The organism is Kribbella sp. NPDC048915, from assembly GCF_040649595.1.
Classification (GTDB): Bacteria; Actinomycetota; Actinomycetes; order Propionibacteriales; family Kribbellaceae; genus Kribbella.
The window spans coordinates 1-13,511 of record NZ_JBEZFT010000056.1; the positions used below are offsets into that span (position 1 = coordinate 1).

14 protein-coding genes and 1 pseudogene are annotated in these 13,511 nt (G+C 69.1%); 6 read left to right on the forward strand and 9 right to left on the reverse strand.

The annotated features are described in order from the left end of the window. Both AB0B82_RS24510 and AB0B82_RS24515 read right to left on the reverse strand, forming a co-directional pair. The coding region (locus tag AB0B82_RS24510) for a transposase (protein WP_360172939.1) at window positions 1-380 on the reverse strand (380 nt) is incomplete at its 3' end. Beyond that, complete coding sequence (locus tag AB0B82_RS24515; RefSeq protein ID WP_360172823.1) at window positions 265-660, reverse strand: transposase; 396 nt, start codon at window positions 658-660, stop codon at window positions 265-267. The genes AB0B82_RS24510 and AB0B82_RS24515, both read right to left, overlap by 116 nt. Window positions 661-789: 129 nt before the next feature. On the opposite strand from AB0B82_RS24515, the gene AB0B82_RS24520 reads away from it, so the two are divergent. Then, entirely contained in the window at window positions 790-1,782 is a 993-nt protein-coding gene (locus tag AB0B82_RS24520) for a malate dehydrogenase (RefSeq protein ID WP_360172826.1), read from the forward strand. A 99-nt stretch (window positions 1,783-1,881) separates the two neighbouring features. Here the strand turns inward: AB0B82_RS24520 and AB0B82_RS24525 are convergent. The 4 genes and pseudogenes from AB0B82_RS24525 to AB0B82_RS24540 form a co-directional block, all read right to left on the reverse strand. After that, a pseudogene (locus tag AB0B82_RS24525) lies at window positions 1,882-4,592 on the reverse strand (S8 family serine peptidase). Between the two features lie 57 nt (window positions 4,593-4,649). Then, window positions 4,650-5,063 (reverse strand): hypothetical protein, encoded by a 414-nt coding sequence (locus AB0B82_RS24530; protein ID WP_360172829.1) that lies wholly within the window; start codon window positions 5,061-5,063, stop codon window positions 4,650-4,652. A 265-nt stretch (window positions 5,064-5,328) separates the two neighbouring features. Beyond that, the gene (locus AB0B82_RS24535; protein WP_360172832.1) at window positions 5,329-6,054 is read right to left on the reverse strand and encodes a transporter substrate-binding domain-containing protein; all 726 of its coding nucleotides are present in this window, start codon (window positions 6,052-6,054) and stop codon (window positions 5,329-5,331) included. Between the two features lie 448 nt (window positions 6,055-6,502). Beyond that, window positions 6,503-7,480 carry a helix-turn-helix domain-containing protein gene (locus AB0B82_RS24540; protein WP_360172835.1) on the reverse strand — a complete coding sequence of 326 codons (978 nt, stop codon included), beginning with the start codon at window positions 7,478-7,480 and terminating at the stop codon, window positions 6,503-6,505. A 39-nt stretch (window positions 7,481-7,519) separates the two neighbouring features. Here AB0B82_RS24540 and AB0B82_RS24545 point away from each other — a divergent pair, with 39 nt between their 5' ends. Further along, the gene (locus AB0B82_RS24545) at window positions 7,520-7,879 is read left to right on the forward strand and encodes a cupin domain-containing protein (protein WP_360172838.1); all 360 of its coding nucleotides are present in this window, start codon (window positions 7,520-7,522) and stop codon (window positions 7,877-7,879) included. Between the two features lie 25 nt (window positions 7,880-7,904). Here AB0B82_RS24545 and AB0B82_RS24550 read toward each other — a convergent pair whose 3' ends face one another. After that, window positions 7,905-8,891 (reverse strand): pirin family protein, encoded by a 987-nt coding sequence (locus tag AB0B82_RS24550; RefSeq protein ID WP_360172841.1) that lies wholly within the window; start codon window positions 8,889-8,891, stop codon window positions 7,905-7,907. 127 nt (window positions 8,892-9,018) lie between these two features. Between AB0B82_RS24550 and AB0B82_RS24555 the strand changes: the two genes are divergently transcribed. From AB0B82_RS24555 to AB0B82_RS24570, 4 genes are all read left to right on the forward strand, one after another. Beyond that, window positions 9,019-9,876 carry a bifunctional methylenetetrahydrofolate dehydrogenase/methenyltetrahydrofolate cyclohydrolase gene (locus AB0B82_RS24555; RefSeq protein WP_360172942.1) on the forward strand — a complete coding sequence of 286 codons (858 nt, stop codon included), beginning with the start codon at window positions 9,019-9,021 and terminating at the stop codon, window positions 9,874-9,876. 37 nt (window positions 9,877-9,913) lie between these two features. Continuing rightward, complete coding sequence (locus AB0B82_RS24560; protein ID WP_360172844.1) at window positions 9,914-10,183, forward strand: DUF3017 domain-containing protein; 270 nt, start codon at window positions 9,914-9,916, stop codon at window positions 10,181-10,183. A gap of 269 nt (window positions 10,184-10,452) precedes the next feature. Next, entirely contained in the window at window positions 10,453-10,938 is a 486-nt protein-coding gene (locus AB0B82_RS24565; RefSeq protein ID WP_360172847.1) for a GNAT family N-acetyltransferase, read from the forward strand. A gap of 88 nt (window positions 10,939-11,026) precedes the next feature. Further along, complete coding sequence (locus AB0B82_RS24570) at window positions 11,027-11,323, forward strand: hypothetical protein (protein WP_360172945.1); 297 nt, start codon at window positions 11,027-11,029, stop codon at window positions 11,321-11,323. Here the strand turns inward: AB0B82_RS24570 and purH are convergent. Both purH and purN read right to left on the reverse strand, forming a co-directional pair. Then, the gene (gene purH, locus AB0B82_RS24575) at window positions 11,320-12,879 is read right to left on the reverse strand and encodes a bifunctional phosphoribosylaminoimidazolecarboxamide formyltransferase/IMP cyclohydrolase (protein WP_360172850.1); all 1,560 of its coding nucleotides are present in this window, start codon (window positions 12,877-12,879) and stop codon (window positions 11,320-11,322) included. The two genes, AB0B82_RS24570 and purH, sit on opposite strands and share 4 nt — an antisense overlap. Beyond that, window positions 12,876-13,502, reverse strand: a complete 627-nt coding sequence (purN, locus tag AB0B82_RS24580) for a phosphoribosylglycinamide formyltransferase (protein ID WP_360172853.1) — start codon at window positions 13,500-13,502, stop codon at window positions 12,876-12,878. The genes purH and purN overlap by 4 nt, the downstream gene beginning before the upstream one ends. Window positions 13,503-13,511 lie beyond the last annotated feature (9 nt).

Below are 13,511 nucleotides of genomic sequence, written 5' to 3' on the forward strand. Positions count from 1 at the left end.
GGGATCACCGCGACGATCCCGCGCTCGCGCAGATGGGTTCGGATCGCGCGCGAGGAATAGGCCTTGTCGGCACGAAGCCGGTCCGGGCGGGTGCGCGGACGGCCGAGCGGCCGGGCAACACGCAACTGGGCCAGCAGCGGCAGCAGCGCCGGTGCGTCGTTGGCCTGGCCGGCGGTCACCGCGATCACCAGCGGCAGTCCATGCCCGTCTACCAGCTGATGGATCTTGGTCGACAGCCCGCCGCGAGAGCGGCCGAGCCCGTGATCAGGCGGCTCGGCCCGCGGATTCTTGTAATTCGACCCAGCCCCCTGTGTGGCGCGCGATGTTGGTCGCGTGCTGATGCGCGCGAGCGATAGTGGAGTCGACTGCGATCGACCAATCCAACCGACCCGTGGCGTCGGCCTGGGCAGTCAACGCGGCCAGCACCTCATCCCACGTACCGTCAGCAGCCATGCGCCGGTGCCAGGTCCAGACCGTCTGCCACGGCCCGAACACCTCAGGCAGATCCCGCCACGCGATCCCGCACCGGTACCGGTAGATGATCGCCTCGACCATCGTGCGGGCATCGGCGAACGGACGACCCTGCCGGCCGGTCCGAGCCGGCAGCATCGACGCGATCAACGACCACTGCACATCCGACAACAACCGAAACCTCGACACGACACCAAGGCTCTCAACGAACAGCCCCAATGTTTGTCAGACACGCTCTAGGCGTGAACCCGGCGTTGGAGGCCGGCCCGCGGCTTGCTAGCGTCCGAAGCACACAATCGGATGATCTAGGAGTGTGTCGTGAGCACTACACCGGTGAAGGTGGCCGTTACCGGGGCCGCGGGGAATATCGGCTACAGCCTGCTGTTCCGGATCGCGAGCGGAGCGCTGCTCGGGCCGGACACCCCGGTGGAGCTGCGGCTGCTGGAGATCACGCCGGCTCTGAAGGCGCTCGAGGGCGTCGTCATGGAGCTCGAGGACTCCGCCTTCCCGACGCTGGCCGGGATCGAGATCGGTGACGACCCGAACGTCGTCTTCGACGGTGTCAACATCGCGCTGCTGGTGGGTGCGCGGCCGCGGACCAAGGGGATGGAGCGCGGTGACCTGCTGGAGGCCAACGGCGCGATCTTCACCGTCCAGGGCAAGGCGCTGAACGACCACGCCGCCGACGACATCCGGATCACGGTGACCGGCAACCCGGCCAACACCAACGCGCTGATCGCGCAGCAGAACGCGCCGGACATTCCGGCCGAGCGGTTCTCCGCGCTGACCCGCCTGGACCACAACCGGGCGCTGGCCCAGCTGGCGAAGAAGACCGGCACCCACGTCACCGACCTGAAGAAGCTGACGATCTGGGGCAACCACTCCGCCACGCAGTACCCGGACATCTTCCACGCCGAGGTGGCGGGCAAGAACGCGGCCGAGGTCGTCAACGACCAGGACTGGCTGGAGAACGACTTCATCCCGACCGTGCAGAAGCGCGGCGCGGCGATCATCGAGGCCCGCGGCGCCTCCTCCGCGGCGTCCGCGGCGGCGGCCACGATCGACCACACCCGCGACTGGCTGAAGGGCTCGGCCGAGGGCGACTGGCTGTCGATGGCGGTCGTGTCCGACGGCTCGTACGACGTCCCGGAGGGCCTGATCTCGTCGTTCCCGGTGACCACCAAGGACGGCAACTGGGAGATCGTCCAGGGCCTGGAGATCAACGAGTTCTCCCGCGGCCGGATCGACGCCTCGGTCGCCGAGCTCGGTGAGGAGCGCGACGCGGTCAAGGAGCTCGGCCTGATCGGCTGACCTCGCCGTGAGATCAGCCTGACTTCAGCTGCGCGAACGCCCCCTGGAACGCTGCTTCCAGGGGGCGTTCTGCTGTCTCAGCAGCTCAGCCCTCAGCCCTCAGCGCAGGCCGTACGCCGCGATCACGGTCTGCGTCGTACTGTTCCCGGCCGTGTCCGTCACGGTCGCCCGCAACGAGACGGCCTTCCCGGCCGGCGTCGGGAAGATCGCCTTGTACCGGCCGTTGCCGATCGGCGCGACCGCGGCCTTGCGCCAGGTCTTGCCGTCGTCGCCGGACACCTCGACGGTCAGCTTCCGGATCTTGCCGGCCGCCGCGTCGACGACGATCGGCAGGACGGTCACCGGTTTGCGTGCGGCGAGGTCGCGGCTGTCCACCGGGGGCTGGTAGCGCACGCTCGGCATCGACAGCTCCGTCCTGTCCTCGGCCGCCGCCGAGCTGAATGTCCAGCGCAGGTCGGTCCGGGTCGCAAAGGGGATCTTCGATTGCGTCTGCGTCGTCTCCAGCGTGTACGTCGACTTCACCGCGGGCAGGTCCGCCGCCTCGACGTACCCAAAGCCCGTCGCCTCGGCGATGACCTTCCCATCCCGGATCAGCCTGCTGGACCCGGAGTCGGGCAGGACGAATCCGGCGTGCCCGTCCGCGTCACCGAGGCTCTCCACGGGCACGTACAGGATGTTCTCGAGCCGAACCGCCCGGCCCGCGCCGGCCCCAAGAGCGGCGGCGTAGTAGCGCTCGTCGTACGACTTGCCCGGCCGGTACGAGTTGTCCAGCGAGGTCAGCTGGCTGACGGTCTGCGGAACCGGGTACTGCGGATCGGTCCCCGGGACGATCTGTGCCACCACCGTCTGCCAGGTGGCCGGCTGCCCGTCGACGTACAGGGTCGTCGTCAGCGGTGCCTTGCCGTAACCGAGCCTCCTCCCCCAGACAGCATCCATCCCCGGCGCAAAGCCGAAGACGGTGCGCTCGTGCGCGCGGTCGCCCGCGGCGTGGACGGCTTGCCGGACGACCGCCTGGTCCTTCGCCTTCACGGCTCGGACAAACCCGGTCGGGAACCTCCCGGGGAACGTGTCGAGCTGGCCGGTGTAGTACGGCGAGTTGTCGAACGATCCGTTGGCGCTCGGCTTCGCCCACTGCGTCGACACGTGGCCGAGCAACTGCTCCGCGGGCAGCGCGGCCGACCCGACCTGTGCGGTGTAGACGACATCGAGGCCGAAGCTCAGACCCGAGTAGGTCAAGCGGTACCGCCCGTCTGCGGAAATGCGGTCGAACCCGATGTCGGCGAGCGCGGCCTGCGCGCCGGCCTGCGGCACGCTCACCTTGACCTGCTTCGCGGTCCGCGCGTCGAAAACCACGGTCGTGGACGCGGCGAGTTTCACCGACGGCTGCACGAGCCCGTAGGTGGTGACGCTGTTGTTCGGCTCCAGCATGTATTGCACGTTGTGCACCAGATACTCGCCCTTCGGCAACCGCAGCGTGAGCGTGTCGCTGTCGCTGCCGAGGAACTCGAAGAAGTTGCGTTCCAGCCCGAAGATCGACCCTTCGAACGGGATCGGCTTGCCGTCGCGTCCGATCGACTTCAGCGCCAGGGTGTAGGCCTCCGCTTCCTTCTCGACGGCGAGCGCCGAGGTCACCCTGACGCCGTCCGCGGTGGCGGTGAGCCGGCCCGAGTACGGTCCGTCCGGACCGTCGTGGTTGGTGTTGGACGTGGCCTGCACGGTCGCCGTACCGCCTGCGGGGATCGTGACGGTCGAGGCGCTCAGCTCCAGGGCGGTCGCCGGGGCGGCCGCGCCGTCCGGGCCGTTCAGCGAGGCGGCCAGGCCGAGGGTGACCGGCTGGTCGCCGAGGTTGCGATACGTCACGGTCTTCGTGACGGGCGCGTCGTCGTCGTGCGGCCATTGCGCCGTACCGAACGAGATGTTGCCCGACTCGGCGATCACGGTCTGTTTGATGCCTTTGGCAACATCTACCCGACCGGCTCCCTGCTCGAAGGCAGTCTGATCCGCGGCGGGCCGGGCCGACGCCATCAGTGCGCCCTTGAGCTCGGCCGCTGTCCAGTCCGGGTGCTGCTGGGCGAGGATTGCCGCCGCTCCCGCGACGTGCGGCGTCGCCATCGACGTACCGTCCAGGTTCAGGTAGTCGTCACCCACCGGGATGCCGATGATCGAGTCCTTCGCCCTCGCCGCCACGATCGCGACCCCCGGCGCGGTGATGTCGGCTTCACCGCGTTGTCGCCGACGCGTGGGCCGCGGCTGGAGAAGCCGGCCAACTGGTCCTGCTTGTCGACCGCGCCGACGGTCAGCGCGGCGTCCGCGCTACCGGGCGACCCGACGGTGCGCTCCCCCGGGCCGCTGTTGCCGGCGGCGATCACGAACAAGGCGCCGGTCTCTGCGGTCAGCCGGTTGACGGCCTCCTCGAGCGGGTCGATCTCGGGGGTGTCGGTGCCGCCGAGGCTGAGGTTCACGACCTTGGCCTTGACCTCGGTCGCGGCCCATTCCATGCCTGCCAGGATCGCGGACTCCTGACAGCCGCCGAAGTCGTCACAGACCTTGCCGTCGTACAGCGTGGCCTCCGGTGCGACGCCCTTGTACTTGCCGGCCGAAGCCGCCGCGGTACCGGCGATCGTCGAGGCGACGTGCGTGCCGTGACCGAAGTGATCACCGCCGGGGGACTCGGTGAAGTTCCTACTGCCGGCCACCTGGGTCGCCAGATCCGGATGCGACGCGTCGACACCGGTGTCCAGGACGGCAACCGGAACCCCTTTGCCGGTGTATCCCGATGTCCATGCGGCCGGCGCACCAATCTGCGGCACCGATCGGTCGAGCGTGACCTTACGCTTGCCGTCCAGCCAGATCTTCTCGATGTCCGGCTAGGTCAGCACCGATGATTCCTTGCCGACCACCAGTGCTGCGCCGTTGATGACCGGAAGCTGACGGGCAAGGGTTGCTCCGGGGATGGTTCGGCGCGTCTGCTGGGCTTTCCCGTTGTAGGTGACGATCAGCGGGAGTTCGTCGCCGTACCCCGCCTCGGCGAGGGCGGTCACGTCGAAGAGGCGGCGATCCAGCGTTCCCTTCGCGACGCGAGCACTCACGTCGGACGGGACGACGTACAGATGATTGCCGGATCGGTACGTGCCGAAGGTGACTGCGCCGCGGCCTTCGCCGGGCTGGATGGTGGCCCGGCTGCCACCGGGCCCGCGCAGCGTGACCCGATCACCGGTGATGAGGGTGACGGTCCTCGGTTCGACTTCCGCTCGGGTAGGGGCCGGGGCGGCTGCGGTCAAGTCGGCAGGGCGGCTGCGACTGAGTTGGGGGCGATGAGCCCGAACGTGACGATCGAGGCGACGGCGGTCAGGCCGCGGCGCCTCGATCGTGGTGTGAACGCCAAGATGAGTCCCTCCCGGTTCGATTTGTCCTCACATGGGTCGCCCGCGGGTCCTCACCTGACGCGCACGCGCGACCACTCACAGAGTCAATGCACCGGCCTCATCAAGATGTTGCGCCGAACAACCTGCCACGGCAGGTTGTTGCCTTGGCAACTTCCGTGGGTCACCGCATCTCGGGTCTGGCGGGTGGGGCGACCGTCGCGTCGGGTTGGCCGGACCTGGTGAGGGAGGAGGCAACGAAACCCGACGCCTTCAGGTCCTCGATCACGTCGTACAGGTAAGCCACGGTCTCGGGCCGCTTCGAAAGCGCCATGGCGACAGCCTGGCGGATCTCCATGAACCGCTCGTCGATCAACCGCAGCTCCGGGTTCTCGGCCACGTACCGCGTGATCGGCTGCCGAATCCCCGCCGCCACCTCCAACCCCTCGGCACGGAACGCCTCCGCACCCTCCGCACCCCTGACCACCGTGGCCCGCTGCAACGTCCGGGTCAGGTAGAGGTCGTACGCCGAACCCTCCTTCACCCCGATCCGCACGCCGCGCGCATCCACATCCTCGACGGTGCGCAACGCCGAGTCCCGGGGTACGGCGAACACACCCTCGATCACGACGTACGGCGCCGTGAACGCAACCTCGGCCGCCCGCGCCGGCTCGATCGCGAGGAAGCCGAGGTCCGCACGGCCGGTGGTCAGGGCCTCGTACGACTTCCGGGCCGCGTCGAAACACACCCATTCCACCGGCAGCCCCAGTCGCCGCGCGACCTCCCGCGCGATATCCACCGTCACGCCCCGCGGCGCCTGCGCCGTTCCCTGCGCCAGCACCGGATTCCCCAAATTGATCGAAACCCGCAGTACACCGGTGGGCGCGAGATCCTCCGCAACAGTCGCCATACCCGCGACCCTAACCAGACGCCCCTGCGCACCCACCTCCGCTTGACGATTCCCGTCAGCCGTGCGGTTTCCCCGTCAGTCGCGCGGCTTCCCGTCAGTCGCGCGGTTCCCGTCAGTCGCGCGGTTCCCGTCGATGATGCGGTGAGGAAATGGGAGGACGGTGGGCCTTGCCCAACCATCGACGCACCACGACGCCGCCCCTCCCGACGAGCAAACCCTCCACTCCAGTGGGTAACCCCTCAACTGGAGGGTTGCCCACTCAAAATTTGAATGGGCAACCCTGCAGATGAATGGGCAAGCTCGCTCGACCGTCTGCGCACCACGGCGTTCGCCGGGCGGGACGTGCGGTCGCCTGGCTGGCGGCAGCTGCGTCGGGGCGGCTGCGTCGGGGCGGCTGCGTCGGGGCGGCTGCGTGGGGCGGCTGCGTGGGGCAGGCGGTGGGCGGCAGCTACTTGCCTTGGTAGGTGCGGCGGTAGGCGGTGGGGGTGGTATGGAGGGCGGCCCGGAAGCGGCGGCGCAGGTTGGTGGCGGAGGAGAGGCCCACGCGGGTGGCGATCGCCTCGACGGAAAGGTCGGTTTCCTCCAGTAGTACGCGGGTTCTGGCGATCCGTTGAGCGATGAGCCACTGCCCTGGCGCCGTACCCAACTGCTGTTCGAACCGCCGTGCCAGCGTCCGTGGTGACACGTTGACCCGTTTCGCCAGGTCCTCGACCGTGATCGGCTCGTCCAACCGCGCCACCGCCCAGTCCAGCGCCGCACCCAACGACTCGGCCCCCGCGGAGGAACTGCCACCACGCCGGGTCGGCGGTTCGTCAATGCCGCGATCGAGCAGAGACGCACCCTCCGAGCGGTACTGCGACTGACCGCCTTCGCGATGCGGCGGCATCACCATGCGGCGCGCGACCCAGGACGCGTACGACGCTCCCTGGTCACGGCGTACCAGGTGCAGACACAGGTCGATGCCGGTACCGGAACCGCCGCTCGTTGCCACATCACCGTGGTCGATGTACAGCACGTCCGGATCCACCTGCACCGCGGGGAATCGGCGCTGCAGCTCGTCGGCGTACCGCCAGTGCGTCGCCGCCCGCCGGCCGTCCAGCAGACCGGTTGCCGCAAGCAAGTAGGCGCCCGAGCAGATGCTGACCAGCCGGGCGCCGCGCCGGTGCGCGCGCAGCAGCGCGCGGACGACGGCGTCGCTCGGCTCCCGATTGATCGGCAGCCAGCCCGGGATCACGATCGTGTCCGCCCGGCTCAGCGCCCGCAGTCCCGACGTCACCACCATGTCGAAACCCTCGGTGCTGCGAACGTTTCCGGGCTCCTCGGTGCAGACCCCGAAACGGTACGGCGGGTCGCGGAACACCGCCGCGGCACAGCCCAACTCGAAACTCGCCTGCGGCGCGGCCACCAGTGCGACAACGCGATGCATGGCAGGAAAGTACCTCATCGAGACTTTCCTGACACTGGGGTGCGGCGACGATCCCGGCCAGGATCGGGAGACATAGAGAAGCAAGACCTGGAGAAATACACGTGGTCGTCGGTCGACGACGCACCGATCCGTGAAGTGTTCCCCGGCATCAGGTTGCGGCCGTTGTGGTCCGGCAAGGTTGCGAAGGCGTTCGTCCTGGAGATGGATCCGGGATCGCACTGGCAAGGTATCGACGTCCACGATCCCGGACCGGAGGAGGTCTTCGTCGTCGACGGCGTGTTCAACGACGGTGAGCGCGACTACCCCGCCGGCTCGTTCATTCACGCGCCGGCGGGGTCGTCCCACGTTCCGCAGTCCGCGACGGGCTGCACGTTGTTCCTCTTCTACCCGGAGGGGTAGCGGCTTCGACCCCGACGGGTAGCAGTCACTCGGTACTGCGGAGCTCGGTCGGGGCGCCGTGCACGGCCGGGATCGAGCCCAGCTTGCCGGCCTGGAAGTCCTCGAAGGCCTGGATCACCTCGGCGCGGGTGTTCATCACGAACGGTCCGGCCATCGCGATCGGTTCCTTGATCGGGCGGCCGCCGAGGACCAGGACGTCAAGGTTCGGTTCGGCCTGCGGCTGCGACGTACTCGCCGCCGTACGGATGGTGTCACCGGGCCCGAAGACGGCCAGCTGACCCTTGCGGATCGGCCGGCGTTCCGCGCCGGCCGTGCCCTGGCCGGCCAGGACGTACACGAGCGCGTTGTAGTCCGGCTGCCAGGGCAGCACCATCTCCGCGCCCGGACTCACCGTCGCATGCACGAGGGTGATCGGCGTGTGCGTCGACCCCGGACCGTCGTGCCCGTCGACCGAGCCGGCGATCACGCGGATCAGTGAGCCGCCGTCCGGCGTGGAGAGCAGCGCGGAGTCGCCGCCGCGGATGTCCTGGTAGCGCGGCGGCGCCCACTTCAGCGCCTTCGGCAGGTTCACCCAGAGCTGGATGCCGTGGAACAGGCCGCCGCTCATCACCAGATGCTCCGGCGGCGTCTCGATGTGCAGCAGACCGCTGCCCGCGGTCATCCACTGCGTGTCGCCGTTGGAGATCACGCCGCCACCGCCGTTGGAGTCCTGGTGCTCCATGATGCCGTCGAGCATGTACGTGACGGTCTCGAAGCCGCGGTGCGGGTGCCACGGTGTGCCCTTCGGCTCGCCGGGCGCGTATTCCACCTCACCCATCTGGTCCATGTGGATGAACGGGTCCAGGTCGCGCAGGTCGACGCCCGCGAAGGCGCGCCGGACCGGGAATCCCTCGCCCTCGTAGCCGCTCGGCGCGGAGGTCACCGACTGCACGGGACGCTCCCGCGTCGCGGCCGGGTCCTGCGCGCTGATCCTGGGCAGAACAGTGATGTCGCTGACGGTCACGGCGGGCATGGCGTGCTCCTCTGGTTGATAGTTCAAGAATAAACTACCTGCTCGAACCGTGGCAAGAGCACCCGCATTCCCGGCCGCGGCGATCCGGCTGCCCGGGAGGATCGGGCGCGTGGCAGACTCTGGGGTCGTGACGGCGCAGATTCTGGACGGCAAGGCGACGGCGGCGGCGATCAAGGACGAACTGAAGGTCCGGGTCGCGAAACTCGCCGAGCAGGGCGTGGTGCCCGGGCTCGGCACGATCCTGGTCGGCGACGACCCGGGCAGCCGGGCGTACGTGGCCGGCAAGCACCGCGACTGCGCAGCGGTCGGGATCGCCTCGATCCAGGTCGAGCTGCCGGCGACCGCGACCCAGGACGAGATCGCCGCGAAGGTGCAGGAGCTCAACGAGAATCCGGATTGCACCGGCTTCATCGTCCAGTTGCCGCTGCCCAAGCACGTCGACACCAACACGATCCTCGGCCTGATCGACCCGGCGAAGGACGCCGACGGGCTGCACCCGGTCAGCCTCGGCAAACTCGTCCTCGGCCAGGACGGTCCGCTGCCGTGCACCCCGAAGGGCTGCGTGGAGATCCTGCGGCGGTACGACGTACCGATCGCCGGCGCCCACGTGGTCGTCGTCGGACGTGGCGTGACCGCGGGACGGCCGATGGGGCTGCTCTTCACCCGGCGCAGCGAGAACGCGACCGTGACGCAGTGCCACACCGGGACGAAGGACCTCGCGTCGGTCGTCCGTACCGGCGACATCGTGATTGCCGCGGCCGGTTCGGCAGGCCTGATCACCGCGGACATGGTGAAGCCGGGCGCCGTCCTGCTCGACGTCGGCACCAGCCGCAACGCCGAGGGCAAGATTGTCGGCGACATCGAGGACGCCGCCCGGGAGCAGGCCGCGTGGATCGCGCCGATGCCCGGCGGGATCGGTCCGATGACGCGGGCGATGCTGCTCACCAACGTGGTCGAGGCCGCCGAAGCGAGCCTGCCGCAGTGAGCGGCGCGCGAGCCGCCGGATCCGGTACGGCGTGCTGATGGCGGGCGAGGCCCAGCGCCGGAGCAACTGGCCGCTCGCGCTGACCCTGCTGGTCGCGCTGAGCGGCCTGGTCGTGCTCTGGTTCTACGACTGGCGCAACGGCGTCCTCATCTTCGCCGGCGCCGTCGGCCTGGCCGGCCTGCTCCGCGCCGGCCTCTCCGACCGCGCCGCCGGCCTCCTGCATGTCCGCGGCCGCGCGTTCGACACCACCTTCCTCTTCCTCACCGCCGCCGCCATCGCCGTCCTCGGCCTGATCGTCCCCAACTGACAGGCGCCTGTCAGCGGGACGCCGCCCGTCGGCCCGTGGCCGACGGATTGCGGCGGGCGGCGGGCGATACACCGGCGATCGCAACCTCGCAATTGTCTGGCTGCCGCCTCCACGAGCAGTCATGCGGAATACTCTCCCAGGAGGGTTTTCCGCATGACAGTGGAGGATTCTGCCCCGCCACACGCCAGAAACCCTCCAAAGATCAACGTCAGGAGCCAGGGGATGTCGCGGACTTCGGCGACGAGCGACTCGTGCTCGGTTGACGCACCATGACCTCGATACGCCCTGCGGACCCGGCGGATGCCGGCGAGATTGCTCGGGTCTATGTGGCTTCGTGGAATCAGGGGTTCGGGGAATTGATGCCGCCGGCTGTGCTGACCGCGGAGCGGGTGGCACGCTGGAGGGAAACGGTTGCTGGAGGCAACTGGTGGGTCGCGGAGTACGACGGTGAGTTCGCCGGGTTCGTGGGAATCGGGGACAGCCGGGATCCGGTGGAGGCGGGGTTGGGGGAGCTCGACACGATCGCCGTCGACCCGGCGTACTGGCGGCACGGGGTCGGTACTGCGCTGCTGCGGAAGGCGCTCGGTGAGCTCGCGGCGCAGTACGACCAGGCGATCCTGTGGACGCTGGCCGACTACCCGCAGGGCCAGAACTTCTACGTCAAGAGCGGCTGGACGCTGACCGATACCACCCGCGCCGACGGGACCCAGCTGATGTATCGCCACAAGTTACAGAACTTGAAATCTGCAACCTGACCTGCCTACGAACATCTCCGTGCCGCAGGTACTGCGGGAGACCGTGACGAGACGTTGGCTCGACCAGCACCGCGATCAGCTCACCGAGATGGCGTCCGACCCCACGATTCCCCCGGTACGTCGCCTGCGCGCCTGGCTGCACGCCGTACTCGAGCTCAAACAGGCGAAGGTCCGTGACGACCCCAAACTGTTCGCCGCATACGGGATCCTCGCCGAGGCGCACAGTCAGCTGGCGACCAACCACGTCGTGGCGCGTGTCAGGTCGACAGGACGTCTCCCGTGCCACGGGCCACAGCCGAGCGTGAATCAGACACCGAACGCACCCGCCCCGCACCACACTAACTGTCGAGCGTGCACACCTTCGGGCCGTGCATCAATCATCTAGTGGAAGAAGTGCCGGGTGCCGGTGAAGTACATGGTGATGCCGGCCTTGTTGGCGGCCTCGATGGCGGCCTCGTCGCGGATCGAGCCGCCGGGCTGGACGACCGCCTTCACGCCGCCTCCGATCAGCACCTCGAGGCCGTCCGGGAACGGGAAGAACGCATCCGACGCGGCCACGGAGCCCACGGCGCGCTCGCCCGCTCGGGAGACCGCGAGCCGGCACGAGTCGACCCGGTTGACCTGCCCCATGCCGACGCCGACCGAAGCCCCGCCCGAGGCGAGCAGGATCGCGTTCGACTTGACCGCGCGGCAGGCCTTCCACGCGAAAGCGAGATCGGCCAGCACCTCGTCCGAAGCAGCCTCGCCGGCCGCCAGGGTCCATGCCGACGGGTCGTCACCCTCGGCCTGGAAGCGGTCGCGGTGCTGCAGCAACAGGCCGCCGCTGATCGCGCGCAGCTCCACGGTCTCGTCCGCGGACACCTCCGGCGCGACGAGCAGCCGGATGTTCTTCTTCGCCTGCAGGATCTCGACCGCGCCGTCGTCGAAGCCGGGCGCCACCAGCACCTCGGTGAAGATCTCCGCGACCTGCTTGGCCAGGTCGACCGTGACCGGACGGTTCGTCGCGATCACACCGCCGTACGCCGACACCGGGTCGCACTCGTGTGCACGGCGGTGCGCTTCGGCGATGTCCTTGCCGACGGCGATCCCGCACGGGTTGGCGTGCTTGATGATCGCGACCGCCGGCTCGCTGAAGTCATACGCGGTACGCCGGGCCGCATCTGCGTCGACGTAGTTGTTGTACGACATCTCCTTGCCGTGCAGCTGCTCCGCCGCGGCCAGACCGCCGCGGCCGTTCAGGTACAGCGCGGCCGGCTGGTGCGGGTTCTCGCCGTACCGCAGGACGGCCGACTTCTCCCAGGACGCACCGACCCACGCGGGGAAGCCGGAGCCCTCCGAGCTGTCGGTGAGCACGTTGCCCATCCAGGACGCGACCGCGATGTCGTAGTCCGCCGTGTGCACGAACGCCGCCGCGGCCAGCTGCTGACGCTGCTCGAGCGAGAAGCCGCCCTCGTTCAGCGCCGCGAGCAACGACGGGTACTGCGAAGCGGACGTGACGACCGCGACGTTCGCGTGGTTCTTCGCGGCGCCACGCACCATCGACGGACCGCCGATGTCGATCTGCTCGATGCACTCGTCGACCGAGGCGCCGGAGGCGACCGTCTCGGTGAACGGGTACAGGTTGCTGACCAGCAGCTCGAACGGCTCGACCCGCATCTCGCGCAACTGCTCGACGTGCTCGTCCCGCCGGACGTCGGCCAGCAGGCCGGCGTGCACCATCGGGTGCAGCGTCTTGACCCGCCCGTCCAGGCACTCCGGGAATCCGGTCAGCTCCTCGACCTTGGTCACCGGCACACCGCTCGCCGAGATCCGGGCCGCGGTGGATCCGGTCGACACGATCTGGACGCCGGCGGCGTGCAGCGCGGCCGCGAGCTCCTCCAGGCCGGTCTTGTCGTACACGCTGATCAGCGCGCGGCGGATCGGCCTGCGGTCGGTGCTCACTTCAGTCGAACCTTTCGTCCGGTGATGGTCCAGCCGTCGCGGACCAGGCGGCCGACCCACTCCACCAGCTGGCGGCGTTCGACCTCCTTGATCCGCTCGGTCAGGGTTTCTTCGGTGTCGTCGTCCGCCACGGGTACGGCGACCTGCGCGATGATCGGCCCGGTGTCGACGCCGCCGTCCACGAAGAACAGCGTCGCCCCGGCGACCTTCACGCCGTACTCCAGCGCGTCCCGGGGACCGTGGATCCCGGGGAAGGCCGGCAGCAGCGCGTTGTGGGTGTTGATGTACCGGTCGCCGAACGCGGCCAGGAAGTCGTCCCCGACCAGCTTCAAGAACCCGGCCGAAACCACCAGATCGGGCTGGTACTGCGCGACCGACGCGGTCAGCGCCCGGTCCCAGTCGGCCCGCGACGGGTACTCCTTGACCTTGTGCACGAACGTCGGCACCCCGGCGGCCACGGCGCGGTCCAGCCCGGCGATGCCGTCCCGGTCGGCACCGACGGCGACGACCTGAGCGCCGTACGCCGGGTCGGCGCAGGCGTCCAGCAGGGCCTGCAGGTTCGACCCCGACCCCGACACGAGCACGACCAGACGTGCAGAACCGGAGTCAGCAGCAGAAGTCACGGCCGGAAG

Bases quoted from the DNA above. Each gene is read 5' to 3' on its own strand.
- AB0B82_RS24550 (WP_360172841.1), bottom strand. From the start codon at position 8,891: ATGCCCGCCGTGACCGTCAGCGACATCACTGTTCTGCCCAGGATCAGC.
- AB0B82_RS24570 (WP_360172945.1), top strand. From the start codon at position 11,027: ATGGCGTCCGACCCCACGATTCCCCCGGTACGTCGCCTGCGCGCCTGG.
- AB0B82_RS24565 (WP_360172847.1), top strand. From the start codon at position 10,453: ATGACCTCGATACGCCCTGCGGACCCGGCGGATGCCGGCGAGATTGCT.
- AB0B82_RS24560 (WP_360172844.1), top strand. From the start codon at position 9,914: ATGGCGGGCGAGGCCCAGCGCCGGAGCAACTGGCCGCTCGCGCTGACC.
- AB0B82_RS24535 (WP_360172832.1), bottom strand. From the start codon at position 6,054: ATGGCGACTGTTGCGGAGGATCTCGCGCCCACCGGTGTACTGCGGGTT.
- AB0B82_RS24540 (WP_360172835.1), bottom strand. From the start codon at position 7,480: ATGCATCGCGTTGTCGCACTGGTGGCCGCGCCGCAGGCGAGTTTCGAG.